Annotated in this window: 24 protein-coding genes; 8 read left to right on the top strand and 16 right to left on the bottom strand. The window is 71.9% G+C overall.

The genetic code is table 11. The features are described 5' to 3' along the window. Nucleotides 1-26 precede the first annotated feature (26 nt). Both ACS04_RS28110 and ACS04_RS28105 read right to left on the bottom strand, forming a co-directional pair. On the bottom strand, nt 27-1,286 hold the full coding sequence (locus ACS04_RS28110; protein WP_048479603.1) for a glycoside hydrolase family 16 protein: 1,260 nt from the start codon (nt 1,284-1,286) through the stop codon (nt 27-29). Nucleotides 1,287-1,746: 460 nt separating this feature from the next. Further along, nucleotides 1,747-2,898: a S1 family peptidase gene (locus tag ACS04_RS28105; RefSeq protein ID WP_048479602.1), complete on the bottom strand. Its 1,152-nt coding sequence runs from the start codon at nt 2,896-2,898 to the stop codon at nt 1,747-1,749. Between the two features lie 664 nt (nt 2,899-3,562). On the opposite strand from ACS04_RS28105, the gene ACS04_RS28100 reads away from it, so the two are divergent. From ACS04_RS28100 to ACS04_RS28090, 3 genes are read left to right on the top strand one after another with little or no spacing between them, the layout of a single operon-like run. Next, nucleotides 3,563-4,795: a lycopene cyclase family protein gene (locus ACS04_RS28100; RefSeq protein WP_048479601.1), complete on the top strand. Its 1,233-nt coding sequence runs from the start codon at nt 3,563-3,565 to the stop codon at nt 4,793-4,795. After that, entirely contained in the window at nt 4,792-5,520 is a 729-nt protein-coding gene (locus ACS04_RS28095; protein WP_048479600.1) for a class I SAM-dependent methyltransferase, read from the top strand. Before ACS04_RS28100 ends, ACS04_RS28095 begins: the two co-directional genes overlap by 4 nt. Continuing rightward, entirely contained in the window at nt 5,517-7,106 is a 1,590-nt protein-coding gene (locus tag ACS04_RS28090; RefSeq protein ID WP_245236572.1) for an FAD-dependent oxidoreductase, read from the top strand. The genes ACS04_RS28095 and ACS04_RS28090 overlap by 4 nt, the downstream gene beginning before the upstream one ends. Nucleotides 7,107-7,145: 39 nt before the next feature. On the opposite strand, the gene ACS04_RS28085 is transcribed toward ACS04_RS28090, so the two are convergent. The 4 genes from ACS04_RS28085 to ACS04_RS28070 are packed head-to-tail and all read right to left on the bottom strand — an operon-like array spanning nt 7,146 to nt 11,962. Next, on the bottom strand, nt 7,146-8,153 hold the full coding sequence (locus ACS04_RS28085; protein ID WP_048479599.1) for a Rieske (2Fe-2S) protein: 1,008 nt from the start codon (nt 8,151-8,153) through the stop codon (nt 7,146-7,148). After that, nucleotides 8,150-9,151 (bottom strand): phytoene/squalene synthase family protein, encoded by a 1,002-nt coding sequence (locus ACS04_RS28080; RefSeq protein ID WP_048479598.1) that lies wholly within the window; start codon nt 9,149-9,151, stop codon nt 8,150-8,152. The genes ACS04_RS28085 and ACS04_RS28080 overlap by 4 nt, the downstream gene beginning before the upstream one ends. After that, nucleotides 9,138-10,754, bottom strand: coding sequence for a phytoene desaturase (locus ACS04_RS28075; RefSeq protein ID WP_048479597.1), 1,617 nt, complete (start codon nt 10,752-10,754; stop codon nt 9,138-9,140). Before ACS04_RS28075 ends, ACS04_RS28080 begins: the two co-directional genes overlap by 14 nt. After that, nucleotides 10,751-11,962 carry a polyprenyl synthetase family protein gene (locus ACS04_RS28070; protein ID WP_048479596.1) on the bottom strand — a complete coding sequence of 404 codons (1,212 nt, stop codon included), beginning with the start codon at nt 11,960-11,962 and terminating at the stop codon, nt 10,751-10,753. The genes ACS04_RS28075 and ACS04_RS28070 overlap by 4 nt, the downstream gene beginning before the upstream one ends. Nucleotides 11,963-12,690: 728 nt before the next feature. On the opposite strand from ACS04_RS28070, the gene ACS04_RS28065 reads away from it, so the two are divergent. Continuing rightward, nucleotides 12,691-13,002, top strand: a complete 312-nt coding sequence (locus ACS04_RS28065) for a hypothetical protein (protein WP_048479595.1) — start codon at nt 12,691-12,693, stop codon at nt 13,000-13,002. 317 nt (nt 13,003-13,319) lie between these two features. On the opposite strand, the gene ACS04_RS39615 is transcribed toward ACS04_RS28065, so the two are convergent. From ACS04_RS39615 to ACS04_RS28030, 6 genes are all read right to left on the bottom strand, one after another. Beyond that, complete coding sequence (locus ACS04_RS39615) at nt 13,320-13,925, bottom strand: COX15/CtaA family protein (RefSeq protein WP_245236571.1); 606 nt, start codon at nt 13,923-13,925, stop codon at nt 13,320-13,322. Nucleotides 13,926-14,294: 369 nt separating this feature from the next. Further along, on the bottom strand, nt 14,295-15,461 hold the full coding sequence (locus ACS04_RS28050) for a serine/threonine-protein kinase (protein WP_158977564.1): 1,167 nt from the start codon (nt 15,459-15,461) through the stop codon (nt 14,295-14,297). Nucleotides 15,462-15,721: 260 nt separating this feature from the next. Further along, nucleotides 15,722-17,032: an NlpC/P60 family protein gene (locus ACS04_RS28045; protein WP_048479593.1), complete on the bottom strand. Its 1,311-nt coding sequence runs from the start codon at nt 17,030-17,032 to the stop codon at nt 15,722-15,724. Nucleotides 17,033-17,142: 110 nt separating this feature from the next. After that, on the bottom strand, nt 17,143-18,348 hold the full coding sequence (locus tag ACS04_RS28040; protein ID WP_048479592.1) for an aggregation-promoting factor C-terminal-like domain-containing protein: 1,206 nt from the start codon (nt 18,346-18,348) through the stop codon (nt 17,143-17,145). Then, the gene (locus ACS04_RS28035) at nt 18,317-18,586 is read right to left on the bottom strand and encodes a hypothetical protein (RefSeq protein WP_053080976.1); all 270 of its coding nucleotides are present in this window, start codon (nt 18,584-18,586) and stop codon (nt 18,317-18,319) included. Before ACS04_RS28035 ends, ACS04_RS28040 begins: the two co-directional genes overlap by 32 nt. Before the next feature lie 62 nt (nt 18,587-18,648). Further along, nucleotides 18,649-18,906 (bottom strand): hypothetical protein, encoded by a 258-nt coding sequence (locus ACS04_RS28030; RefSeq protein ID WP_048479591.1) that lies wholly within the window; start codon nt 18,904-18,906, stop codon nt 18,649-18,651. A gap of 264 nt (nt 18,907-19,170) precedes the next feature. Here ACS04_RS28030 and ACS04_RS28025 point away from each other — a divergent pair, with 264 nt between their 5' ends. Then, complete coding sequence (locus tag ACS04_RS28025) at nt 19,171-20,157, top strand: helix-turn-helix transcriptional regulator (protein WP_048479590.1); 987 nt, start codon at nt 19,171-19,173, stop codon at nt 20,155-20,157. Nucleotides 20,158-20,224: 67 nt separating this feature from the next. Next, nucleotides 20,225-20,347, top strand: a complete 123-nt coding sequence (locus tag ACS04_RS40135; protein ID WP_280921033.1) for a hypothetical protein — start codon at nt 20,225-20,227, stop codon at nt 20,345-20,347. Nucleotides 20,348-20,511: 164 nt separating this feature from the next. Here ACS04_RS40135 and ACS04_RS28020 read toward each other — a convergent pair whose 3' ends face one another. Further along, on the bottom strand, nt 20,512-21,084 hold the full coding sequence (locus ACS04_RS28020) for a GNAT family N-acetyltransferase (protein ID WP_048479589.1): 573 nt from the start codon (nt 21,082-21,084) through the stop codon (nt 20,512-20,514). 113 nt (nt 21,085-21,197) lie between these two features. Between ACS04_RS28020 and ACS04_RS28015 the strand changes: the two genes are divergently transcribed. After that, a complete protein-coding gene (locus ACS04_RS28015; protein ID WP_078865425.1) occupies nt 21,198-21,677 on the top strand; it encodes a cupin domain-containing protein in 480 nt (159 codons plus the stop codon). A 603-nt stretch (nt 21,678-22,280) separates the two neighbouring features. On the opposite strand, the gene ACS04_RS28010 is transcribed toward ACS04_RS28015, so the two are convergent. Continuing rightward, entirely contained in the window at nt 22,281-22,442 is a 162-nt protein-coding gene (locus ACS04_RS28010) for a hypothetical protein (protein ID WP_048479588.1), read from the bottom strand. Nucleotides 22,443-22,737: 295 nt separating this feature from the next. Between ACS04_RS28010 and ACS04_RS28005 the strand changes: the two genes are divergently transcribed. Further along, a complete protein-coding gene (locus ACS04_RS28005) occupies nt 22,738-23,199 on the top strand; it encodes a ubiquitin-conjugating enzyme E2 variant (RefSeq protein ID WP_158977561.1) in 462 nt (153 codons plus the stop codon). A 53-nt stretch (nt 23,200-23,252) separates the two neighbouring features. Here the strand turns inward: ACS04_RS28005 and ACS04_RS28000 are convergent, their stop codons facing one another. Then, nucleotides 23,253-24,230: an L-threonylcarbamoyladenylate synthase gene (locus ACS04_RS28000; RefSeq protein ID WP_048479586.1), complete on the bottom strand. Its 978-nt coding sequence runs from the start codon at nt 24,228-24,230 to the stop codon at nt 23,253-23,255. Between the two features lie 215 nt (nt 24,231-24,445). Beyond that, complete coding sequence (locus tag ACS04_RS27995) at nt 24,446-26,842, bottom strand: SpoIIE family protein phosphatase (protein WP_048479741.1); 2,397 nt, start codon at nt 26,840-26,842, stop codon at nt 24,446-24,448. Nucleotides 26,843-26,869 lie beyond the last annotated feature (27 nt).

Here is a 26,869-nt window from a genome sequence, read left to right as displayed (position 1 = left end):
ATGGGGAGGGCGGCGGGGCTGGTGGGTCAGCCGACCGTCCACTTCTGGTTGGCGGCGCCGGTGCAGGACCAGGTCTGCAAGCGGGTGCCGTCGGCGGAGGAGTTGCCCTTGGCATCCAGGCACTTGCCCCCACCGCTGTTGGTGAGGTCACGGCCGGCGCTGTACGTCCACTTCTGGGCGTTGGTGCCGTTGCAGGTGTAGAGCTGGACGACGGCGCCGTCGGCGGTGGAGCCGCCCGCGACGTCCAGGCACTTGCCGAGGGCGCGGACGGTGCCGTCGCCCCCGATGGTCCACTGCTGGGCAGCGCTGCCGGTGCAGTCGTGGAGCTGGACTGGGGTGCGGTCGGCGTCGGAGCCGCCGGCGACGTCGACGCACATGCCGCCTATGCCCCGGACCGGGCGTGCGGCGGGGGCGTCGGCGGAGGAGGCGCGGACGTAGTCGACGGTCATCGTCTGCGGGAAGGACGTGGAGGCGTCCGGGCTGCCGGGCCAGTCCCCTCCGACCGCGAGGTTGAGGATGACGAAGAACGGGTGGTCGAAGACCCACTTGTGGCCGCCGGTGTCGGCCGGCGTGAGGGTCTTGTACGTGGTGCCGTCCACCGACCAAACCAGGGAGTTCGGGCTCCAGTCGACGGCGAACACGTGGAAGTCGTCGGCGAAGGCGCGGCCGCCCGGCAGGTTGTAGGGGGCGCCGAGGCCGCCCGCTCCGGAGTAGCCGGGGCCGTGCACCGTACCGTGCACGGTGTTGGGTTCGCGGCCGATGTTCTCCATGATGTCGATCTCGCCACTGTTGGGCCAGCCCACGCTGCCGAGGTCGTTGCCGAGCATCCAGAAAGCGGGCCAAACGCCCTGACCGCGCGGGACCTTGATGCGGGCCTCGAAGCGGCCGTAGGCCTGGGTGAAGGTTTTGGCGGTGTTCAGCCGGGCCGAGGTGTACTGGCACTGCCCGTACCAGCAGCCGAGGCCGGCGTCACTGCTCTTCCGTGCGGTGATGACGAGGTGGCCCTGGCCGTCGAGCGCGGCGTTCGAGGTGCTGCTGCTGTAGTACTGCAGCTCGTGGTTGCCGAAGCCCGAACCACCCGTCTCCAGCGTCCACTTGGCGGCGTCAGGAGCACGGCCGGCCGCGCCGTCGAACTCGTCGGACCAGCTCTGCCCGACGACGGCGGCACCGGCGTGCTGGGCGACCGAACGGGTCAATGACATGAGCACCGCCGCGACCAGGGCGGTGGCCACGAGGAGCACCACTGCGCCGAGGGAGCGGCGACGCGCGCGATGAGCAGCAGCCATGGGCATGGTTCCTTGTCTGGGTGGGGGGAGGAGGAGGGCCAGACCGGGCGAGCCGGGAAGAGCGGCACGAGGGAGGCGCGAGCGAGGCGAGAGCGCTCTCAAACGTGACGCAAGGTCACCCGAGGCAGCGAGTATTACGGAGAGGTAACCGTGATGGCAACGTCAGACGCCCCTCCTCGCACGCCTCTGAACTGCGGTTTTCTCTTGGGGACTTCGGCTTAACGCTCTCTTAAGGCTGGCTTGATGCGGGGAGGTGTGAATCCGAGCCGCACGTGATCGTCGGCCGACCGCCGCCGGGAACACTCCGCGCCGGTGTACTCACTGCCCGCTTCCGCCCACGAACCCGGCCCCGGCTGACGGTTGGTTCCGCGGCACCGGACACCTTCGACGAGCAGCGCCGCCAGACCCGTACGGGGAGCCGGGCGCCCGGTGCCGCGCCGGCCTCAGGTGAGGTGCAGCGTCAGGCGATGTGCAGCGTCAGGCCGTAGCGGCCGAGGATCTCGTTGATCGGCTGGAACCACGTCTGACCGCCGGACGAGCAGTTGCCCCAGCCGCCGGAGGTGACGCCCTGGGCCTGGTCCCCGCTGAGGAACGAGCCGCCGGAGTCGCCTCCCTCGGCGCACACGCTGGTCTTCGTCATCTGGTAGACGGCGCCCTGGCTGTAGTTGACGGTCTCGTTCTTGGCGAGGACGGTGCCGCAGTGCCAGTGCGTCGTGGACCCCGACCGGCAGATCGAGGCGCCCACGGGTGCCTCGGCGGAGCCGCGTACCAGCTGGTCCGGGATGGTGCCCCAGCCGAGCACCACCGGTACGGTCCACCAGCCGCTGTGGATGCCGACGTACGCGTAGTCGTTGCCGGGGAACGAGGATCCCTGGAAGGTGCCCATCGCGGACCCGTCCCAGCCGCGCACGGCGGCCCCAGCCTGCCCGCAGTGCCCGGCCGTCACGAAGCCGCCGTACACGGAGAAGCCGATCGAACAGCGGACGTTGCCGGTGTAGTACGGATCGCCGCCGACGGTGCCCGCGGCGTACGTACGGGGTGCCTGCGCCGTCTCGACGACGGTGACGGGACCGCCTGCCCGGGCCCGGTCGACGAACGCCCGTACGGCGGGGGCTTCCCGCTCGGTACCTACGACCGTGACGACGACGCTGTTGGCCCGCGGGTCGACGTGCCAGCCGGCCACGCCGGTGGGGGCGCGCAGCGTGTCCAGGCCCGCTTTGGCGCGGTCCAGCGCGGCGGCGCTGTGCCGGACGAGGCGGGTGTCGGCGCCCAGGGCTCGCACCTCGGACTCCTGCGCGCGGTCGGTCACCGCGACGACGAGCCGGCCGGTGGACGGCTCGTACCAGGAACCGGCGTACGCATCGCCCGCGGTCTGCCGTGCGGTCTTCTCCACGGCCGCGGCGGCCTTTTCCGCGCTCAGCCGCTGCTCGGCCTGGGAAGCGGTGAGTCCGAGGTCCCGGCGCATCGCGTCGAGCAGTCCGGCCGAGGCGGACGGCGCTGCGGCCGGTTCCGGGAGGGGGACGGCGCTCGCCACGCCGGCGTGGGCGGCGCCCAGGCCGACGGTCAGGAGCAGGGCGGCGACGGCGGCACGTAAGGGGCGGGTGTGTTTCACGAGACCTCCTCGTGTGGGGGATCGAGCGCTTGAGAGCGCTCTCACAGAGCGTCAGCTGCTACGCTAGCCGCCACTGTTTGGCAGGTCCATACCAAAGACGGTTCCGCCGCGACGGGATCCGGGCGACCACTCGGTCACCCGACGCAGAACTCGTTGCCCTCTGGGTCGGCGTTACCTTCTCGTCGGTGAATCGTTTCTCCGGTTGTCGCGACGGAATGCACACCGCTCCCCCGCGGTACCGCGACAACGGCCCGGGCGCCACCCCTTCCCCCCTGGCTCCCGGGCCCTACGCCTCCGAACAGACCACGTCGCCGAGTGCTCGACAACGGCTCGGCATCCGGCGTACGGGGAAACAGCGCTGGTGCCATGGGGCCGGGCAGGTCGATGGCGGTATCGACGCTGATCCGCGCTTCGACCAGTACGGGGCGTTCGGCAGCGGGCCGGCATGTCAGAGCCCGCTGCATCCGTGGCGGGCTCCCGGCCGGAATCCGGCGTGGGGAAGCGGCGAGTCGGGGCCTGCTCCCGGCAGACTGATGGTCACCCGCGCTCCGGCCGGAACAGGGAGGGCCCACGACATGTGCACAACCGGATCCGGGGCGGCTCCGCCCACCGTCGACCGGACCGCACGGGCGGCGCGGTGAGCCGGGCGGCGGACACACCAGCGGTGTCGTCGAACGCCCGCGCGGAGTTCGCTGACGTCGTCATCGTGGGAGGTGGCGCGGCGGGGCTGAGTCTGGCGCACCGGCTGGCGCGCACCGGTACCGGCGACTTCGTCGTCGTGCAGCCGTCCCACGGACCGCTGCGCCCCCCTGAGCGGACCTGGTGCCACTGGGCCGAGGGGCCGGGCGAGTTCGAAAGTGCGGTCTCGGCATCGTGGCAGCGCCTGCGGGTCCGCGGCCCCGACGGCAGCGCGGTGGTCAGCGACCCCTCCCCCATGACCTACCGGATGATCCGCTCGGGTGCCTTCGAGGAACTGGTGCACCGCGGACTGGCGGGCCATCCGCGGGCCCGGCTGGTGCGGGGCGCCGTGCACGGGATCCGCCAGTACCCGGGGGGTGCCGAGGTGGTGTGCACCCTGGCGGAGGGCGGCCGTCTGGCGCTGCACGGGCGGTACGTCTTCGACTCCCGGCCGCTGCCTTTGCTGCCTCCCGCCCGGACGGTCTTGCTGCAGCACTTCCGGGGATGGTTCGTGCGTACCGCCTCCGACCGCTTCGACCCGGGGGTCGCCGACCTGATGGACTTCCGGGTGCCGCAGCCCCGGCACGGTCTGGCGTTCGGCTACGTCCTGCCCCTCGCCCCCGATCACGCACTGGTCGAGTACACCGAGTTCTCGCGTGCGCCCCTGACATCGGCCGGGTACGGGGCCGCCCTGCGCCACTATGCGGGCCGCGTGCTGCGGCTGGGCCCGTACAGCGTCGTCGCGGAGGAGCAGGGCGTGATCCCGATGACCGACGCACGCTTTCCGCGCCGCGTGGGCCCGTCCGTGTACCGGATCGGGGCGGCCGGGGGCGCCACCCGCCCCGCCACCGGCTACACCTTCTCCGCCGTGCAGCGGCAGAGCAGGGACATCGCGGCCGCGCTGCGGGCGGGGGGCCGCGAGATCGTGCCACCCCCGTACAGCCGCCGCGCGCTCGCCATGGACGCGGTCCTCCTGCGGGGCATCGACGCGGGCCGCATCGACGGACCGGCCTTCTTCACGGACCTCTTCCGCACCGTCCCCGGTGAGCGGCTGCTGCGCTTCCTCGACGGGCGGACGACGCCACGGGAGGAGTTCGCCATCGGACTGCGCACGCCCGTCGCCCCGATGCTGCGCACCGTAGCCGAGCTGCCGTTCCTGCGCCGGCGCACCCGCCCTGGGGCCATCGGCGCCCCACGACCCGAGGAGAACCCGCGGTGACGCTGCTCCGCGACCACGATCTGGCCCACGCCTTCGACCACGCCTCGCGCTCCTACGACCGGCTGACCGCCCTCAACCCCGGCCACCGCGCCGAGCTGTACCGCTCGGCACGCCGCCTGCAACTGCCCGGCGGCGGGGCGGGCCTGCACGTCCTGGACCTCGGCTGCGGCACGGGAGCCTCCACCCGCGCGCTGCTGCGCGCCGCCCCGCTGGCCCGCATCACCGCCGTCGACGCCTCCGCGGGGATGCTGGACCGCGCGCGGTCCAAGCCGTGGCCGGCCCGCGTGCGGTTCGCCCACGCCGCCGCGGAGGACCTGCCCGCCGCGGGAACCGGTCCGTACGACGCCGTGTTCGCCGCATACCTCTTCCGCAACGTCACCGATCCGGACGCGGTACTGGCCGCGGTACGCGAAGTGCTGCGCCCGAACGGCCGCCTGGCGGTGCACGAGTACAGCCTCACGGGGAGGGCCGGGCACCGGGCCGTGTGGGAGGCGGTCAGCCGGTGCGTCATCGTGCCGGCGGGCACTCTGACCGGGGACCGGGACCTGTACCGGCACCTGTGCGACAGCGTGCCGGCCTTCGACACCGCACCCGTCTTCGCCGACCGGTTGCGCCGGGCGGGGTTCACCTCGGTGCGCACGGCTCCTGTGGCCGGATGGCAGACGGGCATCGTCCACACCTTCACGGGCCGCAACGGGTCCGGACTGCCCCGGGCCGCCCGGTGAGCGCCCTGCTCCAGGGCTTCGGGTGCGCCTCGGGTACGGGCCCCGGCGCGGCCCGGCGCGGCCGCGACCGGCGGGCGGAGGTCGTGTTGCCCGCTCCGGGCCGGCCCCGCTTCGAGCGTCGGGATGCCCCGAGCGTGGCGGTGGTGGGTGGGGGGATCGCGGGACTGGCCGCGGCCACCGCGCTGGCCGAACGGGGAGCACGGGTCACCCTGTACGAGCGGGAGGCCTCGCTGGGCGGCCGGCTCGCGGGATGGCCCACCCGGCTGGCGGACGGCTCCGAGGTGACGATGAGCCGCGGCTTCCACGCGTTCTTCCGCCAGTACTACAACCTGCGGGGTCTGCTGCGGCGAACCGACCCGGCCCTCGCACGGCTGACGCCGCTGTCCGACTATCCGCTGCGGCACTGCGGCGGGGCGACGGACGGCTTCGCGCGGGTGCCGCGCACACCTCCGTGGAGTGCCCTGGGATTCGTCGCGCTGAGTCCGACGTTCGGCTGGCGCGATCTGGCGGCGATGGACCCGCGGGCGGCGCTGCCGCTGCTCGACGTGCGGGTGCCCGAGGTGTACGCGCGCTACGACGGCATCGGCGCCGCCGAGTTCCTCGACCGCATCGGCTTTCCGTCGGCCGCACGCCACCTGGCCTTCGAGGTGTTCTCCCGCAGCTTCTTCTCGGACCCGGGAGAACTCTCGGCGGCGGAGTTGCTGTTGATGTTCCACATCTACTTCCTCGGCTCGTCCGAGGGGCTGCTCTTCGACGTACCCAACGAGCCCTTCCCGCAGGCGCTGTGGCACCCCCTCGGCGCCTATCTGCGGGAGCTGGGAGCCGAGGTGCGCACCGGCACCGCCGTGCACGGGGTCGACCCCTGCCCCGACGGCGCTCTCGACGTGCGGACCGGCGACGGGACGTTCCGCCACCAGGCGGCCGTGCTGGCCCTCGACGTACGCGGCCTGCGGCGAACGGTGGCGGGCTCGCCGGGCCTCGGCACCGCCGCGTGGCGTGAGGACGTCGCGGGCCTGCGCACCGCTCCCCCGTTCCTGGTCTCCCGGCTCTGGCTGGACCGGCCGGTGGACCCGGGCCGTGCGGGTTTCCTCGGGACCAGCGGCTTCGACGGCCTGGACAACATCAGCGTCCTGGAGCGCTGGGAGGGAGAGGCGGCCCGCTGGGCGAGGCGCACGGGCGGTTCCGTCGTCGAACTCCACGCCTACGCGGTCGACGGCGCCGCACGCCGTGAGGAGGTCCAGGAGCACCTGACGGCGAAGCTGCGGGAGATCTACCCCGAGACCCGCGAGGCGCGCATCATCGACTCGCGCCACGAATGGAGGTCCGACTGCCCGCTCTTCCCGGTCGGCGGCTACCTTCGCCGACCGGCGGTCCGCACCCCAGATCCGCGGGTGACGCTCGCCGGGGACGCGGTGCGCTGCGGTCTTCCGGTCGCGCTGATGGAGCGGGCCGCCACGACCGGGTTCCTCGCCGCCAATGCCCTGCTCGCCGATCGGGGGGTGCGGGGACAGGTGCTGTGGACGGTGCCACGGGCGGGCCGCTCCCGCGCCCTGCGGCTCCTGGCGGGCGTCGCGGCACGGTCCTGAGCACCGGACGGCCGCCGCGTTCGGCCGCCCGCCCCGCCGTCAGCCGGGGAAGGTACCGGCGTTGCGCAGCGCCCAACGGCGCTCGGCGTAGGCGAGGTCGTCGCGCCACAGGCGGCCCGCGGCCCGGGACATCAGCGGCCGCAGGGCCGGGGCGAGGGACCGCGCCAGGCGGAAGCCGGAACGGTCGGAGGCGGCCACCACCGCCTCGACGACGGCGGTCCGCGGCACGGCCGCGCCGGGCGGGGTCAGGGGAGTCGCGTGGGTCTCGACGACGGAGGTCCGCCCTTCGCCCTCGGTGATCCGCATGAGCACCGTGCGCGGCCCGGGGGCGGTGAACTCGGCCCGTACGGGCACCACGAGCCGGCCCGCCACCTTGAACGAGACCTCCACCACGAAGGGTTCGTCCTGCTCCCCCTCGGGGGCGCTGATCACGCGCAGGTCGGTGAAGGAGTAGGGGTGGAACCACGATCCGTGCCACGGGTCGAGACGGTTGGCCACCACGTCTTCGGGTTCACAGCGCCCGACGACGGTGACGACCGCGTCCACGGCCCCGCCGGGATCCGGCCTGCGGACCGGCGGCGGCCGGTCGGTCGACTGTTCGCCGCCGGTCCGGTCCAGCCGTACCCACACCAGGACTCCGTCGTCGTGCACCGGGTACGGCTGCCATCCGGCGAACGGGGCGCCGTCCAGAGCCATGCCGTGCCAGTGGCAGACCAGCGTGCCGCACACCACGCGGCTCTCGCGGAGCGGTGCCCCCAGGTGGGGGCAGGCGCCCGGGCCGGCCCGCAGGTCACCTGAGCTCGTGCGCCACAGGACGATCTCCGTGCCGGCGACGGTCCTGCCGGCGGGGCGGCCGTCGGCGGCGACGCTGCGGGAAGCCCCGACGACGAACCAGTTTCCGCCGGATCGGGCCTGGGCCCGCTTGAGGGCGGCGGCGATGAGCGCCGGCCGGGCCTGCCGCCAGGTCGGTTCCTGCGCGGCCCAGTTGGTGCCGCTGCGCAGTCGCAGCGGGGTCCGTCGGCGCCGGCGACGCGCGTCCTCGTTCATTCGTGGGTTCCCTGCGGGGAGTGGATGCGGTCGTGGGGTGCGGGGAGGGGGCTGCGGCGCGGCCTGCTGTGGCAGAGGCGGGCGGCCGCGACCTGGGCGGCCCCGGCGGCGGCCGTGACGGCCCTGCGGCGGCGGGGGACGGTGGAGCGCCCGTGCAGGACGGCGTAGTCGTCGGCGGCGATGGCGTCGAGGATGCCGCCGTACAGGACGTAGGCCGTGCGGATGCAGGGCCGTACGCGCGGATCGAGCATGGCGATGCCCGGTTCGGCCTCCCGGTACACCGTGCGGGTCAGCGCCTCCGCCGCGACGAGCGCGGCGCGGATACGGGGGTCGCGGCGGCCGGTGCGGCGGCTGTGCTCCAGGAGCGGGCGGTCCACGCCGTGTGCCGCCAGCAGGTCGGCGGGCAGGTAGACGCGGCCCCGGTCGAGGTCCTCGCCGACGTCGCGGAGGAAGTTGGTCAGCTGGAAGGCGACCCCGAGGGCGGCCGCGTGGGGTGCGGCCTCCTGCGGGTCGGTGACGGTGCCGAGGACGGGCAGCATCTGGAGTCCGATGACCGCGGCCGAGCCGTGCATGTAGGCGCGCAGGTCCTGGTAGGTCGGGTAATCGGTGACGGTGAGGTCGGCGCGCATCGAGGCCATGAAGTCGGTGAAGTGGGCGTGCGGGATGCGGTAGCGGGCGGCGGTGTGGGCGAGAGCCCGGACGACGGGCTCCGTGCTGGTCCCCGTGGCGAGGCCGTGGGCGAGGGCCGCCTCCAGGCCGACGAGCTGCCGGTCGCGTACGGCAGGTGTCTCGCGGCGGTCGAGGTCGTCGACGATGTCGTCGGCCCAGCGCGCGAACCCGTACAGGGCGTGGACGGCGGGGCGGCGCTCGGCGGGCAGGAGACGGGTGGCGAGGAAGTAGGTGCGTCCGTGGCGGGCGTTGAGGCGGCGGCAGAGCGTGTAGGCCGACCTGAGGTGCGGATCGGTGACGCCCGCGGCGTCCAGTTCACGGCTGTTCATGGCGTCGGGGGCCTTCCTGCGACGGTCCGGCGGGCGGCGGGGCGGGCGCGGGCGATGCGGGCTGCGGGATGGCTGCCGCGGTGGGAGGAGCCGGCCGGGTGCCGGTGGTGCGGGCGGTCGACGGGACGCCGGTGATGCGGGCGGCGGCGAGTTTTCCGCTGATGAGGACGGTGGGGACGCCGACGCCGGGTGTGGTGCCGCAGCCTGCCAGGACCACGTTGTCGAGGTGGCGCACCAGGTTGCGGGGCCGGAAGGGTCCGGTCTGGGCGAAGGTGTGCGAGACGGAGAAGGGGCTGCCGGCGCCGTGGCCTTGGGCGGCCCAGTCCGCCGGGGTGACGAGCACTTCGTGCTCGATGCTGTCGGCGAATCCGTGCAGGCCCCTGCGTTCGAGTTCCGCGGCCAGCGAGTCGCGGTAGCGCGGGCCCAGGGTCTGCCAGGCGCTCGCGGAGGGGCCGATGTCCGTGTTCGGGCAGGGTGCCAGGACGTAGTGCAGGTGCCGGCCCGGCGGCGCCAGGGCGGGGTCGTGGGTGGTGGGGCGCGTGATCAGCAGGGAGGGGTCGCTCATCAGGGTTCCGGTGCGGGTGAGCTCGTCGAACGTGCGCTCCCACGCGCCGCCGAAGGAGATCGTGTGGTGGGCGAGGTCCGGCCACGTGCGGTCGGTGCCGGCGTGCAGGACCACCGCGGAGGGCGAGTGGCGCAGGCGTACGGGGCGGCGGGGTGCGCGTCCCAGCAGGCGGTGCACGACGGGCAGGTCCGGTGTCAGGACGACCGCGTCGCAGGGGATCCGTAGCCCCTCGGCCAGGTGTACGGCGTGTACTCGGCCGCCTGCGTGTTCGAGCCGGGTGACTTCGGAGGACCAGTGGAACCGGGCGCCCGCCTGCTCGGCGGAGGCGGCCATGGCGGCGGGCAGTGCGTGCATGCCGCCGCGGGGGAACCACACCCCGGCCACGGTGTCCATGTAGGCGATGACGGCGTAGGCGGCGAGGGCGCGGGCCGGCGGGACGCCGGCGTACAAGGCCTGGAAGGAGAACACCCGGCGCAGCCGCTCGTCGGACAGGAAGCTGCCGATCTTGCCATCGAGACGTCCGAAGCCGCCCAGTGCCGCGAGCCGGGCCAGGTCCGGGTGCAGGAGCTGGAAGGGAGAGTCGAAGTTGGTGTCGATGAAGCGACGCATCTGCGCCCGGTACAGGCGCTCCAGCCACGTGCGCAGCCGGCGGTAGCCGGCCGCCTCGGCGGCGCCGGCGAAGCTGCGGACCTCGGCCTCCATGGCCTCGCCGTCGGTGTGGACGTCGAGGCGGGAGGAGTCGGCGAACACGGCCCGGTAGGCGGGGTCCAGGGGCAGGAGCTCGACGCGCGCGGCCAGGCTGTCGCCCACGGCGGCGAAGGCCTCATCGGCCAGGTGCGGCATCGTCAGGACGGTCGGCCCGGTGTCGAGCAGATATCCGCCCGTCTCCGCGCGGCCGGCTCTCCCGCCGGGTCCGCTCTCGCGCTCCACGACGACCACGCTGCGCCCGGCCCCCAGCAGGTGCAGGGCACATGCCAGGCCGGCGAGCCCCGCTCCGACGACGACGACATGCCCGGTCGGGCCCGGTACGGTCTTCACGACGCCTCCCCTGGTGCGGTGCTTGCCGGGCCGCCCGCGGCCCGCCGCACCAAGGAGTCGAACTCGCGCACGATGTGGGTGGGCGCGCCGGTCGACGCGAAATGGTCCACACTCGCCGCGGCGAGTTCGGTGATCTCCGCCCTCACCGCGGCCCGTGCCCCGGTGCGTTCCATGGCGGAGCGCATCTGCGCGATGTCGGCGTCCGAGCGGGGCTCCGCGCCGGGAGCGAGGACAACGCCGGCCTGGACGTCACCCGAGGCCGAAGCGAGGCGGGCCGCGGTGGCGAGGAGATAGGTGAGTTTGCGGGCGCGCAGGTCATCGTCGGCCGGTTTGCCGGTGTCGGCGGGATCGCCGAACGCGCCGAGGAGGTCGTCGCTGAGCTGGAAGGCGAGGCCCGCGCAGCGGCCCGCCGACCGCAACGCGCCGAGAACGGAGTCATCGGCGCCGGCGAGGACGGCGCCGAGGCAGAGGGGTCGCACGACGGAATAGAACGCGCTTTTGAGGGTCGCAACGGTGACCGCCTCGGTGACATCCGACGACCCCAGGGCCTGGGCGCGGATGTCGCGGTACTGGCCGGCGGCCATCTCCGTACGCATCGCCCGCCACTCCCGGTGCAGGCACACGCCGTGCGGGGAGCGCAGGGCGATTTCGGTGAAGAGGTCGTCGGCCCAGGCCAGGGCGAGGTCCCCGGCGAGGATGGCGGCACCGGTCCCGAAGGCGTCCGGGGAGCCGTGTGTCAGCTCTTCGCGGTGCATGCGCGCGAAGTCGACGTGCACGGCCGGTGCGCCGCGCCGGACCGGGGAGCCGTCCATGACGTCGTCGTGCACCAGGGCGCACGCCTGGAGCAGTTCGAGGGCAGCGCCGAGGCGGTGCACGTCCGCGAGGTCGCCGGGGCCGCCCGCAGCCTGCCACCCGCACCACACGAACCCCGTGCGCAACCGTTTGCCTCCCCTGCGCACGAGGCCGGCGACACGGTCCGCAACCTCGTCGGTGAACACCTGGTCGATCTGCCGGGAGGTGCGCAATGCGGTGCGCAGGTGTGCCTGGAGGAAGGCCTCGCCGGCCGTGACGGCTTCCTGCGCCGTGGGCGGGGAACCGTCGGCACGACGGGTGCCGGGGCCTGCGCCGGTAGGAGAGGTACCGGTATTTCGCGGGGTGCCGGACTTCGGTCCGGCTCGGTCAGTCGGGGCCGTCCACAGATGTTGCATCCACACCTCTCCCGCTCGGCTGTATGCCACGCCTGCTGTTCTGATTCCGGCGCTGATTCGGATGCACTGATCCCTCCCCGCAACGGCGAGCAAATCCCCGCGCCCGGACGGGTGAGGGGCGCCGAGGCGCCCGGGGCTGTGACAGCGCTCGCGGACGTGCGCGACAAACGGGATCCGCTACGGCCTGCGATCTGCGCGGACCGGCGGATCAAATGACATCGCTCAGCGGAATTCTTCGCAGAGCCGCGCCTAATTCTTACGCTCATACAGATCGATGATCGGCAAGCGGGCGCGCTGCGGGAACGCGTACAGCACCTCTGCGGGCGAAGTGGTGCGCCGCCCGCCCCGAGTGAGCTTTCCATCAAACCCTGCCACCCAGGGCCCAGCCCCCGGGGCCAGGCTCGCGCGGCTGCAGGGCACGTCGGCCGCGAGGTCTTCGCGGAGCGCGGCCGGCGGGGGCGGCTGGGACGTGTCTCCCGTGCAGGCCGGGACCGGAAGGCCGGCCACTTATCGCGGAAGTTGCCCGCGCACACCCCGCTCGGCGAACTCGGCGTGGAGCGGACTCGATCGCCGGCGGGAACCGCCGGCAGGCCGCCGCAGAACCCCGCCCACCGCGGTCCCGCGGCCGCCGGTCACAGATGACCGGTTGCGTGACCTGTACTTCCGCTCCGGCCGGGGACCAACCTCGTGGTCGAAACCCCACACCCACGGATGGAAGGCTGAAAGTCATGGCGTCAGGCAGAGAGAACACCCCGGCGCAGGACCTCCTAGCGAGCCTCGTATTCCTCGCCATTGGCGCGGCGCTCATCTGGCTCGGATTCCAGGGTTCGTCCGACGAGTGCGGCGGCGAGAAGATGTCGGAGGGCGACACCTGCGTCAGCTATTCGAACGGCAAGCAGACCGGGAGTAACAACCTTGAAGAGCAGAAGTCCGAAAATTCGACCACATCAAACGTGTTGTTCGTGATCGGAGGGCTCGTGATCTTCGGCAGCGCATGCTCGAGCGTGGGCGCCCTCAGACGCATGAGCGCAGGCGAATAGCTCCGGCCGGCCGCGCGCAGGGAGGACGGCACGTCATCGTGGCTCCGAACAGGACACCCCCGGGCATTGAGTCAGCATGCTTCCCTGCGCGCCCCACCGCACCCAGGTCACCACGCCGCTCCGGCCGGAGTCGGCAGTCGCGCCCCCACTCGCGTCAGCGTCGGTCTCCGGTGCGGGCTGCCATATCAGGTCAGGGCATTGCGTCCCGGCGATGTCCGATCTGAAAAGGCCGTCACGAAAGCTGATCACCGACCAGAAGAACTGCATTGCGAAGCGAATCCTCCTGGGAGAGCCCGCAGCAGAACGACGAGGACGCGTCACCGCATGAGCCCCGCACTGGCCTCCCGGCGGATCATGCGTGCGTCGCCGCGCCCCGCGCACGCGGCAGCTGCGCACCGCTGAGCGGACCCGAATGACCGGAACGGGCCCGCTTGACCGTGAACTGCACCTGGAGTACCCCGGTCCAGACGAGCGCCGAACCCAGCAGGTGGAGCATCACGAGGAGCGCGGGCAGCGCCGTCCGCCGACTGCGACCCGACCCGCGCGACGGAGCGCTCGCTGCCGCCGCTCCCGTCCTGCGCGTCGGCGCTGCCCTCCGCGTCAGGATCGGCGGACGCCGCACGCCCGGTGTACACCGCGGCGGTGAGCAGCAGCGTGGCAGCGAGGAAGTGCGCGGCGACGATGTACGGACTCAGGCGCATCCATACGGTCACTCCGCCGACGACCGCGTTGAGCACGACGATCCAGAACTGCGCCCAGCCACCGCGCAGTACCGCGGGCATCGGCCTTTTCTGGAGGCGTGCGGTGATGACGACCCAGCCCACTACCGCGCACAGTGCGCCGGTGAGGAGCCGGTTTCCGAATTCGATGGCGCCGTGCACGCCCATTTCCGCGGTGGGGGCCAGCGTTTCTCCGGTACACATGGGCCAATCGGTACAGCCGAGACCGGAGCCGGTGACGCGGAGTTTGATGGGGTGTCGCACGCGGGAGGGGCCGGCTCCCGGCCCTCCGGCGCTGCGACCGTCCCACCAGGCTGACGTGCGCGAATGGCGGCACCCTCCTTGTGAACGGCGACAGCGCCCTCGCCTGCAACCGATCGCGGATGGCTCGGCCCGATCGACGGCACCCGGCTAACACCGCCATCACGGCCTGCACTCCCCCGCCCTGAGCGATGAGACCGGCCACCTGATCTGGTTGTCCGCTGCCCGACCCGGCCGTACCCTCGAGGTCACCGCCGCCCGCGCTCATCACATCCCGGCTCATCTACGCATCGCGGCCACAGCCTCACCCCATCACAAAGGGCGAGCGGTCAATGTCGCCCAGTGCATGATGTTCACGAGAGCCACGAGGCTGAAAAGTATGCTGCTCTGCTGCAACCGTTTGGCGAAGCGGTCCACAGCTGATCCAAGCAGCATTGAAGATCCCCACCACACCAGGCCCCATACGAACCCCAAGAGGGTGACGAGCGGGATCAACGTCATGGTTGGATCAGCCTTGTCGGAGGCGTTCGGAAAGCGCAAGCCGATACTGAGAGCGACGCCTGCCAGAAGGCTCAAGGACCCGACGACCAGAGCGGCAACGTCCTGCCTGGTCTGCGGTTCGACCTCTGACGAGCCCTCTGTCACTGTTGTTTCCGTCATGCCGGCACCAAGCATGGTCAGGGCGGTCTCAGCCGTGGGTCTCTTGGCGGGGTCCTTGTCCAGCAGTCGCGTGATGAGTCCGGCTAGCGGTCCGGCGTGCTGTGGGGGAGGCGGTTCGTGCGCCAGCACAGCCCTCAGTGACGCAGAGGCGCTCGACCGCCGGAAGGGCGAGGTGCCCTCGATCGCCTGGTAGAGGGTCACTCCCAGGGAGAACAGGTCACTTGCCGAGTGCCCGTCGTCGCCTTCGGCGCGCTCGGGGGCGATGTACTCCACCGAGCCGATCACCATCCCGGTCCCGGTCAACTTGGTGTCGGCGGCGTGCACCGCGATGCCGAAGTCGGCGAGCAGCACGCGGCCGTCGTCGGCCAACAGCACGTTGGCGGGCTTCACATCACGGTGCACGATGCCGGCCGCGTGTGCAGCCCGAAGCGCTTCCAAGATCGCCACGGCGATCCTTCGTACCTTCGCCACGGGCATTCGGCCACTGTTTCGGATCTCCTGCTCCAACGAGCGCCCAGCCACGAGTTCCATGACCATCCACGGCACACCGTTTTCGACCACGACGTCATGGACGGCCACCACATGGGGGTGAGTGCGCAACTGCGCGGCATGCCGGGCCTCCCGTTCCGCGCGAGCCACCCGTTCGGCCCGTTCCCCGGCCGAGCCCGCCTGCGGCAGCGAGACTTCCTTGACCGCGACATCCACACGAAGGTTCTCGTCCCAGGCCTTCCACACCTGGCCGAATCCGCCTGCCCCGAGCTTGCTGACGAGTCGGTACCGTCCGGCCACCATCCGTCCTGAATAACCCTCGCGCGACATCTGACCCCCGTCATTCGTGCCGTAGGCCCACACTCCCATATGCGGTCTTCACTGGATCCGGGGATGTCCCGCCCGGTCTGGAGAAGCTCGAAGATTGACCGAAATTCCTGTCCCCGACCGCCCCTCGGCGTCCAGCGCAGCCACCTGCCGGCCCGGGCACGAGAGCAGCCGGACGTCCCCGTGAGACCCCGGGTGGGCGACCCACGCGTGAGGGCCGGACCGCCCGGTGGAGGGTGGTCCGGCCTCTGCTCGCGCGGGGGTCAGCCGTTGACGACGTGGTCGTAGCGCAGGGCTACGTAGCCCGAGGCGGCGTGGCCGGCGATGCGGCCGTCGCTGCCGCCGTTCAGGTAGTCCTGACCGCGCATCATGTCGTCGTTGGTGTTCGCCTCGTGGATGTACGAGAACTTGCCCGCGGCCTTGTCGACCCACTTCTCGAAGAGCACCACGTGCCCGTCCAGGGTGTTCAGCGCGTCACCGGGCTGGAGGTCGGACTTGGAGATGGTGGCGGCGGTGCCCGACAGGCTCTGGGTCGTGTAGCTGGTACCGGCGTGCCACGCCATGGAGACGAAGCCGGAGCAGTCGGTGCGGTAGGTGTGGTCGCCGTCCGGGTCGGAGGCGTACGCGCCCTGGTTGTAGGCGATGTCACGGCTCAGCCAGTTCGCGGCGCGGCTCATGATCTCGCTGCGGGCGATCTGCCCGCCCCTGGTGGAGGGGGTGGGGGTGGGGGGCGCCGGAGGCTGGTAGGTGCAGTCGTTGGCGAAGGCGGAGAGCAGGCTCTGGGTCCAGCCGCTCGTGTCGACCGGGTCGGCGGGGTGGTAGGCGATGTCGTCGCCCTTGCCGTCGGTGGGGTCGGCGTCGTGGTACCAGTACATCCCGCCGTTCGTACGGCCGTAGTAGAGGCCGCCGCCGGGCGAGACGAGGCTGTCGACCGCCGACCAGCCCGAGCTCTTGAGCTCCGAGCTCTCCCAGTCTCCGACGCCGTTGATCTGGTACGACAACAGGCGGCCGTCGGCGGTGCTGGCGATGAGGACGTCGTCGCCGGCGGCGGCGAGCGTCTTCAGGACGAAGCCGGTGTCGATCACGGCGTGCTTGGCGATGTGGGCGGGTCCGGCGGGCTTGGGCTGGGAGACGTTGTAGCGGTGGAGCTCGCCGCCGACCGTGCCGTAGAGGTGCCCGGCGCCGTCGTAGGTCAGCTTGTCGAAGGTCCAGCCGCTGTCCCAGATCTTCGTGACACCGGCCAGGGCCAGGGCGCTGTCGTTGGTCTGGATGTCGACGCGGTACAGCTCGCCGGCCGTCGAAGTCACCAGGACGGTGTTGAAGTTGAGGGTGGCCATCGCCTTGGGCGTGAAGCCGAGGTTCGCGCCGACCAGGGTCTTGACTCGGTCACCGGTGTTGGGGGCTATCGCCGTGTAGGTGAGGCGGCCGTCGGGGAGGATGCCGTAGACCGACACGTTGCCGCCGCAGATGGCAGCGGCCTGGGCGGGCGCCGAGGTGAGGGTGATCATGCCGAGCGTGGTGGCGGAGACGGCCAGGGTGGCGGCGAGGCGGCGCATGAGTGACGACGAGGACATGGGTGTCTCCTGGTTCTGGGCAGCCCTGACGTACGCGCGTCGGGCCGGGAGGTGAGGAAGGGGGAACGGGCGAGCGGGCGAGCGGGCGAGCCGGTGCGGCTCGGGGCCGTTCAGTACCAGTTGTTGTTCAGGAAGTGCGTCCAGGCGCCGCAGGGCGTGCCGTACCGGCCGTCGATGTAGGACAGGCCCCACTTGATCTGGGTGACCGGGTTGGTGCGCCAGTCGTCGCCGAAGGCGTCCATCTTCGAACCGGGCAGGGCCTGGGGGATGCCGTACGCCGTGGAGCTCGGGTTGTCGGCCCAGTAGCGCCAGCCGCTCTCCCTGTCCCAGAGCTGCTCCAGGCAGTTCCACTGCGCGGTGCTGTTCCAGGCGCCGCCGTCGTACCGGTTCATCAGGTCGCGGCCGGCCGCCTTCACGGCGGGTATGTCGTGGCCGTCGAGCGGGTCCGCGGTGGTGGTGCAGCTGAAGGTCCCCGGCTGGGCGGAGAGCAGTCGTTGTGTCCAGCCGCCGGTGTTGACGGGGATGTCGTTGTGGTACGCGATGTCGGTTCCGGAACCGTCCGCCGGGTCGGCGTCCTTGTACCAGTACATGGCGCCCGTGGTTTCGATCCGACCGTAGTAGAGGCCGCCGCCGGGCGATACGACCTGGTCGAAGCCGGACCAGCCGGACGGCTTGAGGTCGTCCCGGTCCCAGGTGCCATCGGCGTTGATCTTGTAGGAGTAGAGCGCGCCGGCCGACGTGGTGGCGAGCAGACGGTCGTCTCCGGCGGCCGTGAGGGTCTTCAGGACGAAGCCGCTGCCGATCTCCTTGCGCTGGCCGATGTGCGCCGAGCCGGTCGGCTTGGGCTGTGAGACCAGATATCGGAGCAGGACCCCGCCCGCCGTGCCGTACAGGTGGCCGTGTCCGTCGTAGGTGAGCTTGTCGTGGGTCCAGCCGCTGTCGAAGATCTTGACGGGCGGGCGTTCCAGTACGAGGGACTCGTTGTTGGTGAGGACGTCGAGGCGGTAGAGCGCGCCCGTCGTCGAGGTCACCAGGACGGTGTTGAAATCGAGGGTGGCCATCGCCCTGGGCTCGAACCCCAGGTCGGCTCCGACCCGCACCTTCTTCAGCGCGCCGGTGGCCGGGGTGATCGTACTGAAGGTCAGGCGACCGTCGGGAAGGACGCCGTAGATCGAGGCGGTCCCGCCGCACGTGGTCGCGGCCTCGGCGGCCGGGGCGGTGGCGACGGCCCCGACGGTGAGCAGGCAGGCTCCGAGGGCGGTCGAGAGGGCGGCTCCCGCGCTCTTACGGGCGGCCTGACGGAGGGTGGCGGTCACTGTGTTCTCCCGGGGAACGTTCGCGGCGCGGCTCGCCGGGGCGGTAGCCGTGCGCCCGCAGCGGGGCGCGGGCGCCGTCGAGGATGGCGTGGGCCTGGACGAGGGCCGCGGCTTCGGAGGCGGCCCTCAGGAAGAGGTAGACGTCCACGCCGTCGGCTGCGGCTTTGGTCCGCAGGTGTTCGAGTCCATGGGCGGCGGGCGTGTGGGCCCAGATCAGATCGGAAACGAGCGCGAGCACGCCCTCCGGGTCAGGATCGGCGCGTGGCCCTGAGAGTGAGGCCCGTACGACGCGCATTGCGGTCAGTCCCAGTTGATGCTGTCCCGGGCGGACTCGGGGGCGGTGTCCCAGTTGATGCTGCCGTCGACGGACGCGGGCGCGGTGTCCCAGTTGATGCTGCCGTCGACGGACGCGGGCGCCGTGTCCCAGTTGATGCTGCCGTCGGAGGCGGCGCTGATGCTGTGGTCGTCGGCGGCGGCCGCCGAGGCGGTGGTGACCGCGCCGGCGCACAGGGCGGTGAGGACGGCGGCGACAGCGGCGAAGCGGGCGGTGCGGGACATGGTTCCCCCAGGTCACAGGCGTGGAAGCGAGGCGTTCGGTGCGGTGTGCTGCGCGCTGGTCCGGATCGTCCTTGCGGCTCTGGCCTGAGTCGGGGAGTTCCCTCCCCGCCGTCCCGGTGAACACCATGTTGCTGCCCGCGGGATCTGCGAAGAAGAGGTTTCGGCTGGCACCAACAGGCCTGGCACCTTGGTGACAGACTTCGCCTACGATCGCGGGGGCGACGCTCGCCGGGGGCGGCCCGACTACAGCCGGGGGGCTGGGAGATGCTGCACACGCTGGGGCTCGGAGCCGACGTGGAAGCCGTGTACCGGGGCATGCTCGCCGACCCTTCGGGAGGCATCGCCGAGCTCGGTGACCGCCTCGGTCTGACCGAGACCCGGGTACGCGAGAGCCTGGACCGGCTCGTCGACCTCGACCTGCTCAGACCGTCCCGGGACTGCCCCGGCGGCCTGCGCGCGGTGAGACCCGAACTGGGCCTGGAGCTGCTGCTGCGCCGCCAGGAGGAGGAGCTGGCCAGACAGCAGCAGGAGCTGGCCCGCAGCAAGGCGGCCGCGGCGCAGGTGGTTTCCGAGTTCGCCGGACTCAGCCCCAACACCGAGGTCGACGGCGCGGAACGGCTCGTGGGGATGGACGCCATCCAGAGCCGCCTGGAGCAGCTCGCCCACGAACTGACCCGGGAATGCCTCGCGATCCTGCCGGGCGGCGCACTGTCGGAAGCGAGCCTGGAGGCTTCCCGGCCGCTGGACCGGCGGGCACTGGACCGCGGCATCGAGATGCGCTCGGTCTACCAGGACAGCGCCCGCAACGATCCGACGACGCTGGCCTACGCGCGGTGGCTGACCGAACAGGGCGGCCAGGTGCGGACGAGCCCGCTCCTGCCACCGCGCCTGCTGATATTCGACCGCTCGGTGGCGGTCGTCCCGATCGACCCCGACCACTCTCGGCTCGGCGCCCTGTGCACCAGCGCGCCCGGGATCGTGGCCTCCCTGACCAGCCTCTTCGAGCAGACGTGGGATGCGGCGGTACCGCTCGGCGCGGACCGGCCCCGCCCCAGCGACACCCTTCCCACCGCGACCGAACTCGAACTGCTGAAGCTCCTGGCCTCGGGCATGACCGACGAGGCCGCCGCCAAGCGCCTCGGGGTGTCCCTGCGCACCGTCCGGCGCCAGATGTCCGCCCTGATGGAACGCCTCCACGCGACGAGCCGCTTCGAAGCCGGCCTCAAAGCGGCGCAGCAGGGCTGGCTCTGACTGGTCGCCGGGGTTCGCTCCCGGTACCGTCCATCGGGACACCCGAACCGAAGGAGCACGGCCGCGCGTGGAGCTGGGCATCATCGGGCTCCTGCCGAGGTCCGCCGTTCCCTACCTCGGTCTGCTGCCGCTGGTACTGATCACCATCGGCCTGCTCATCCTCGTCGAGGGCGGTGCCTTCGGCCTGTAACCCCGGCGGTGGGCCGGGCCGCGACCACGCGGGGCGACCGTATCGGCCTCCTCCCCGGGGAATGCGTGTTGGCCGGACGCTGTCGGCCTGGACGGTCTCGCCGGATGGCCCCTCGGCAACCTCGGGAGAGGCTGCGGTCCGAAAGGCAGGTGTGGGTACCGGTCTCAGCGGCCGTCCATCGGCGTGGCCGGCGGGTGCCACTCTCGGCGAAGGAGGCCGAAGACCCAGGAGTCGGAGACATCGCCGTTGACGACGCAGTCCTCGCGGAGCGTGCCCTCGCGGACGAAACCGAGCTTCTCCAGGACCCGGGCGGACGCCACGTTGCGGGTGTCGGTCTCGGCCTGGACGCGGTTCAGGTCGAGGCTGTCGAACGCCCACCGCAGGACGGCGTGCGCCGTCTCCGTGGCGTACCCGTGTCCCCACGCCGCGGCGTCGAAGACATACCCCAAGGACGCACTGCGGAAGTCCGGGTTCCAGTTGGTCAGGCCGCACCAGCCGATGAACGCGCCGTCGGAGACGCGGTCGACGGCCACCCGCGCTCCCGCGCCTTCCTCCTCGATCCTCCGGCAAGTCGCGATGAAGCGCTGGGCGCGGGCCGGTTCGGTCCACGGCGGAGAGTCCCAGTACCGCAGCACACGGGCGCTGCTGTGCAGCGCGTAGAGCGATGCCGCGTCGGCTTCCGTGAACGGCCGAAGTCGCAGCCGGGCGGTCTGTATCTCGGGGGTGGACAAGGTCATGCGGAGCATCCTGCCGCGTCAGGCGCGCCCTTGACATCCGTTTTCCGCACGCCGAAGCGTACGCAGGCCCCGGCACTACGGTTCGAAGCCACCGCCGAGGGGGCCATGCAGCGATGGAAGGCAGACGAGTTCCTGCTCGCGGGGCGTTCAGCCGTGCGCCGGGCCAGGCTCATCGCCGCCGTACGGGATCTCTGGCTCTCGAACCGCACCCCGAGGGCGGCTGGTTCCGCCGTACCTGGCAGACCAGCCCGCAAGCCGCCCGCGGCAGCCGCGACGGGACCCGACCGTGCGCTACCGGCATCTACTACCTCCTGCACCCCGGCGAAGTCTCCCGCTGGCACCGCGTACGGTCCGACGAGATGTGGCTGTGGCACCGCGGCGGGGCCCTCACCCTCCGGCTCGGCGGCGACGCCACCGCACCCGAGGAGGTGGACGCCGCGGTGCTGGGTCCCGATGTGGAGAACGGGCAGCAGCCCCAGTTCCTGGTACCGGCCGGCGTCTGGCAGACCGCCACCCCGGCAGGAGACGAACCTGTCCTGGTGACGTGCGTCGTCGCCCCCGGATTCGACTACGAGGACTTCGAGATGCTCTGACCCGAGCACGACGCATCCGCGGGGCGGACGGCATCGTCGTCGCTGCCTGCCCTACGGGCGGGAAGGGCCCTGCGCCTGACCCCTGACCCCGGCAGGGCTCGCCGTTGGACGGGGTTGGCCCTCCCTCCTCGCCGTCCCGGTGGCCAAGCCCAAGAGGATCGGCAGGACTGGAATGTGGACAGCGCCGACCGACAGGCCGTTTGGGCACGGAGATCGGGGACACACGCCTTCATGACGGCGGCGTTTTCGCGGACGGACGACCGCCGCGGCTGGCGACCGCACGCGGTACCCCTTCCCCCCGGGTGCCGCGTGCGGGCCGCCGTCCCCGGAACACACCCCGAGTGGCCAATGGACCCAACGGCACACGCCTGCCATGACCGGATCAGGGCCGGGACGGGCGCCGATCGGTGGAGGCGAGCAGATTCCCCTGCTGCGTCACGGCGACCGCCCCGGCTGCTTGCGCGCATACCCGCGCTGTCCCGCTTTCACCCCGTGCAGATCCGTGTCCGCGTTCGGGCGCGCAAACGTGATGGTGGCTTGCGCCCTTGGCCAGGGCGCAAGCCACCGTCTGTGCCATGTCCCGGCCGCGCCGGTGCCGTTGGGCTACCAGCGGTACCAGCGGCCGCTGCTGCCCTTCGGGCGGGCCACGAAGCCGATCAGCCACAGCACCAGCACCGCGAGGGCGACCCACCACAGGATCTTCAGCGCGAAACCGGCACCGGCGAGAATCAGGACGAGCAGGAGAACAAGAAGCAGGGGAACCATAGTCATCAACCTCCGAAGCACCGAGTGCCCGCGCGACCACCGTCCATGCGTGCGATCTTCATGACGTGGCGGCCATCCGGCGTCCGGCCGCCGGGTCCGTGCCCTTTTGATCGGCGCATGGGGACGACAGCCGGGCCCCGTCCTGCGCGGTACCGGAAGGCACGCCCTGTATGTCATGCCGGCTCGCCCGTGCTGGAACACGGCGAGCTGGGCATACGCGGGATGCGCCCGGTCGCGGATCGCCGCAGCGACCGGACCGGCAGCCCGCCACCTCGTCGGAAGGATGGAACACCCCGTGGATTCCACTGCTGAGGTCAAGCTGAAGACGGAAGCGACACAGCTGACGCAGTCGCCTCCCCCGGCCGACGAGATGCTCATCAATCCCTGCATAGACGGTGATCTGTTCCGGTGGAAGGCGATCCTGCTGCCGGACGCGTCCTCGGTGTTCGCCGGCCGGCCCCTGCCCGTGGACATCACGGTGCCCCCCACGTATCCCGCCGACCGACCGCGACTGCGATTCACAGAGCCGCTCTACCACCCCAACATCGACACCTGCGGCAGCATCGACATGGACGCGCTGAGCACGAAGTGGAGCCCGGAACAGACCGTCGAGACCATGCTGCGCTCGGTGCGCAGGCTCCTCGACGAACCCGACGTACACGACCCTGCCCGTCCTGAAGTCGCTGAGCTGTACGTGCTGGCCCCGCAGGACTACCGGCGAAGGGCCCGTGACCGGGATGACGACTCCCCGTCCTGAGCCACCCGCCTGGCGGGGCCGCCGCCGTCACCGCCCCCCGCGAGAGGGGTGGCTCAGACAGGGAGCCGGGGTCCGGCTGCCCGGCGTAGACGGTTGGCGATCGCCAGCCCCAGCCCCGCCTCCACCGGCAGGGACGCGACGATGAGGTCGCACCCCTGCTGGTCAAGCTCACGCAGGAACCCGTACAGCCCCTGCGCGTACGCCGCCGGCGACCCGGGCACGGTCACCACGGCGTGCGCCTTCACTTCCGCGCCGACCAGGGACGGAGGAAGGAAGACACCGACCCGGTGCCCCTCCTCCTGGGCGAGCTCGGCTTCGGCGACGACGTTCTCCGGCTCGACGAGGACAACCCGCGCCCGCGGCGCGTAGTGCGAGGGATGCTGGCCCGGTACCCGGACACCGCTGGTGGACGGCACGTCGACCGGGCGCCCCAGCACCGCTTCGAGGTCCTCGCGCGTCACTCCCCCGGGACGCAAGATCGCCGGAGTCTCGCCCGTGACGTCGACGATGGTCGACTCGACGCCGACCTCGCAGGGTCCACCGTCCAGGACGAAGTCGACGCCGTCGCCGAGCTCCGCCCGGACGTCGTCCGCGGTGGTCGGGCTGACCGAGCCGAAGCGGTTGGCGGACGGCGCCGTCACGCCACCGCCGAAGGCCGACAGCAGCGCGAGGGCGACCGGGTGGTCAGGGACGCGCACGGCCACCGTCTCCAGTCCACCGGTCGCCTCCAGCGGCACGCGCCGGCCCCGGCGCAGGACCAGGGTCAGCGGCCCGGGCCAGAAGTGGTCGGCCAGCACGCGCGCGGCCCGGGGCACCTCCTCGACCCAGTCGTCCAGCTGGTCCGCGGCGGCGATGTGGACGATCAGCGGGTGGGAGGGCGGGCGCCCCTTCACCTCGAAGATCTTCGTGACAGCGGCGGGGTCCTCGGCGTTGGCGCCAAGACCGTAGACGGTCTCCGTCGGGAGACCCACCAGGCCTCCGGCCCGCAGCAGACCGGCTGCCCTCTCGATGTCAGTGGTTGTCGCCGTCACCCTCGCACTTCCCTTTCACAGTCCGTTCTTCCTACGTCCTCCATGATGCCCCCCGCGCCGGACGGCCTCGGCCGCGCCCACCGGAACGCCGCCCGCACACGCATCGAGGGGATCCGGCCATGAAGAGCTCCTACGCCCCCTGCCAACGCCGTCGTACCGGCCAGGACACGGCCGGCGTCGCTCGTGCACGCACGACCGCCGGCGGGGCGTCCGAGTCAACGCACCTGTACTCCGATGAGACAGGTGTCGTCGTCGGTGTCGGAGGCGCTGTAGGTCAGCAGATCGTCGAGGCGGCGTTCAAGGCAGTCCGAGGGATGCGCGGCGACGGCGAGGAGCTGCGCGAGGGAGTCCGTGACGGACAGGTCCCGTCGTTCGACGAGTCCGTCGGTGTACATGAGGAGGGTGTCCTCGCGCTGGAGCTGTACTTCCTCTTCCGCGTAGTCGGCGTCCGGGAGCGCTCCGAGGAGGAGGCCGGAGGTCAGGGGGAAGGCCTCGGCGTGGTCTCCGCGGACCAGGACGGGGGGCAGGTGGCCGGCGCGCGCCCACCGCAGGGTGCGGGTGTCGGGGTCGTAGATGCCGCAGACGGCGGTCGCGGTGACGTTGCTGGTGAGGTGGTGGGCGACGCTGTTGAGCCAGGAGAGCAGCTGTGCGGGGCCGGCCCCGGTGACGGCGAGGCCGCGCAGGGCGTTGCGCAGGATGACCATGCCGGTGGCGGCTTGGATCCCGTGGCCGGCGACGTCGCCGACGCTGATGAGGATCTTGCCGTGCGGCAGGACCACGGAGTCGTACCAGTCGCCGCCGACGAGGGACTGGGATTCGGCGGGCCGGTAGCGGACGGCGATGCGGATGCCCGGGACCTCCAGCGGGGCCGGGGCGGGGGGCATGATGGCGTGCTGGAGCTGGAGGGCGAGCCTGGTCCGGTCCGCGGATTCGGCTTCGCTGTCGGCGAGCTGGTCCCGGGTGGCGGCGAGGGCCACTTCGGTCCAGTGCTGGGAGGAGATGTCCTGGCAGGCGCCTCGGACGGAGATGATGCGTCCGTGGTGGTCGAGGACGGGTTCGGCGACCATGCGGATGTGCCGGACGATGCCGTCGGCGCGTTTGAGCCGGAAGTCCACCGAGGCCTCGCGCAGCCGGTGCAGGAGCGTGCGCAGGAAACGGCCGACGGAGTTGACGTCGTGCGGGTGGACGTGGCCGGTCAGTTCGTTGAGCGAGATCGGGCTGGCCGTGGCGGGGAGGCCGAACAGGGCGAACAGCTGCCCGTTCCAGCTGATCTCGCCCGTGGTGAGGTGCTCCTCGAAGCCGCCGACACGCCCCAGGCGCTGTGCGTGCTGGAGCAGGGCCGCCAGTCGTGCGGTCTCGTCCTCGATCTTCCAGATGAGGAGGAGGGCGGTGCCGTGGCGGGTGACGCTGACGTCGGCGATCGTGGTCAGCGGCACTTGGTCGACGACTGCCGTCAGGGTGGTCCGCGGGGCGTGGCAGGGCTCCCCCGTCGCGTACACCCGTTCCAGCATGGAGAACAGGCCGTTGTTCTCGGCGGCCGTCGGGTAGGCCTCCAGGAAGTGCGCTCCGGTGATGTTCGAGCGGGTGCGCCCGGCGGGGTCGGTGAAGCGCTGGTTGGTGTGGTGGATGCGGAAGTCGGCCAGACGGCCCGCCTGGTCGAGGGTGGGGGTGAGGATCACCACCGGGTCGTGGAGGTGGTCGGCGAGGTCGGTGAGCTCCGCGACCCCTGCCAGGTCCGCGGCGCTGGGCGTCAGCGGCGAGGGAGCGGGCTCGTGCTCCTCGAGTGTGTGGGCGCAGAGTTCGGCGAGGGCTTCCAGCTGCCGCAGGATCACCGGCCGGCGCGGCGGCTGGGCCTCTGGCCAGCTGATTTCCAGGACGCCGGTGATGCGTCCGCCCGTTCCGGCCGGGATCATGATGCGTCCGCCGTCGGGATGCTGACGCCTGCCGATGGTGGGGATGCCGGATTCGGCGAGGGAGTCCACGATGGTGAGTTCGCGCCTGGTGAGGGCCAGGCGGGCGCAGGTCGCGACCTCGGGAGGCACGTAGCGCCAGCGGTCCGCCTCCTGGGGGGTGAACCCCGCCTGGCCGTGCAGGGACAGCGAGGCGTCGGGGCCTGCCGCCCAGATCGCCACCCCGGCGGCGCCCAGCGCGTGGAGCGCGTTGTCCAGCAGGGCGCCGGCGACGGCTTGGGTGTCGCTTCCGGCCGCGAGCATGCGGCTCTCGGCCGCCCTCAGGCGGACGAGTGGGGCTGGGGTGTCGGCGGCGGCCGGATCGGCATCGGTGGCCCGAAGGAACTCCCGCGCCAGTTCACTGACGTGATCGTGCGCGGCCTGGTTGATGATGTCGACCGCCAGGCCGAGGACCGGCTGGTCGGCCTGCTCGGCCAGCTTGGCGAGCTGGCGGGACGCCTCGCCGGGCCCGCAGCCCAGGCGCCCCACGAGGATGCCCTTGGCCAGTTCGATCAGCGCACGGCCGTCAGCGGCCTCCTGGGCTTCCAGGGCTTCCTTGCGCAGACGCTCGACCGTGGCCGCGAGCAGGCCGACTTCACCCGAGGACGCCGTGGTGACCGGGGCCGACGTACGCGGCGGTTCCGAACCCGGGGTGCCGCGCATCGCCGGGATCTCGTGCGCGGTGACGTC

The sequence above is a fragment of the Streptomyces roseus genome (assembly GCF_001044425.1).
In the GTDB taxonomy this organism is placed as follows: domain Bacteria; phylum Actinomycetota; class Actinomycetes; order Streptomycetales; family Streptomycetaceae; genus Streptomyces; species Streptomyces roseus.
Note: the sequence above shows the minus strand (reverse complement) of the source record. Positions and strands in the feature narration are given on the sequence as shown.

What these genes read in the sequence shown, in the direction of transcription:
- ACS04_RS28020 (WP_048479589.1), bottom strand. Translation starts at nt 21,084, where the DNA reads ATGACCTTGTCCACCCCCGAGATACAGACCGCCCGGCTGCGACTTCGG.
- ACS04_RS27995 (WP_048479741.1), bottom strand. Translation starts at nt 26,842, where the DNA reads ATGCGCGGCACCCCGGGTTCGGAACCGCCGCGTACGTCGGCCCCGGTC.
- ACS04_RS28065 (WP_048479595.1), top strand. Translation starts at nt 12,691, where the DNA reads ATGGCGTCAGGCAGAGAGAACACCCCGGCGCAGGACCTCCTAGCGAGC.
- ACS04_RS28045 (WP_048479593.1), bottom strand. Translation starts at nt 17,032, where the DNA reads ATGTCCTCGTCGTCACTCATGCGCCGCCTCGCCGCCACCCTGGCCGTC.
- ACS04_RS28110 (WP_048479603.1), bottom strand. Translation starts at nt 1,286, where the DNA reads ATGGCTGCTGCTCATCGCGCGCGTCGCCGCTCCCTCGGCGCAGTGGTG.
- ACS04_RS28080 (WP_048479598.1), bottom strand. Translation starts at nt 9,151, where the DNA reads ATGAACAGCCGTGAACTGGACGCCGCGGGCGTCACCGATCCGCACCTC.
- ACS04_RS28025 (WP_048479590.1), top strand. Translation starts at nt 19,171, where the DNA reads ATGCTGCACACGCTGGGGCTCGGAGCCGACGTGGAAGCCGTGTACCGG.
- ACS04_RS28050 (WP_158977564.1), bottom strand. Translation starts at nt 15,461, where the DNA reads ATGTCGCGCGAGGGTTATTCAGGACGGATGGTGGCCGGACGGTACCGA.
- ACS04_RS28015 (WP_078865425.1), top strand. Translation starts at nt 21,198, where the DNA reads ATGGAAGGCAGACGAGTTCCTGCTCGCGGGGCGTTCAGCCGTGCGCCG.
- ACS04_RS28085 (WP_048479599.1), bottom strand. Translation starts at nt 8,153, where the DNA reads ATGAACGAGGACGCGCGTCGCCGGCGCCGACGGACCCCGCTGCGACTG.
- ACS04_RS28030 (WP_048479591.1), bottom strand. Translation starts at nt 18,906, where the DNA reads ATGTCCCGCACCGCCCGCTTCGCCGCTGTCGCCGCCGTCCTCACCGCC.
- ACS04_RS39615 (WP_245236571.1), bottom strand. Translation starts at nt 13,925, where the DNA reads ATGTGTACCGGAGAAACGCTGGCCCCCACCGCGGAAATGGGCGTGCAC.
- ACS04_RS28070 (WP_048479596.1), bottom strand. Translation starts at nt 11,962, where the DNA reads ATGCAACATCTGTGGACGGCCCCGACTGACCGAGCCGGACCGAAGTCC.
- ACS04_RS28010 (WP_048479588.1), bottom strand. Translation starts at nt 22,442, where the DNA reads ATGGTTCCCCTGCTTCTTGTTCTCCTGCTCGTCCTGATTCTCGCCGGT.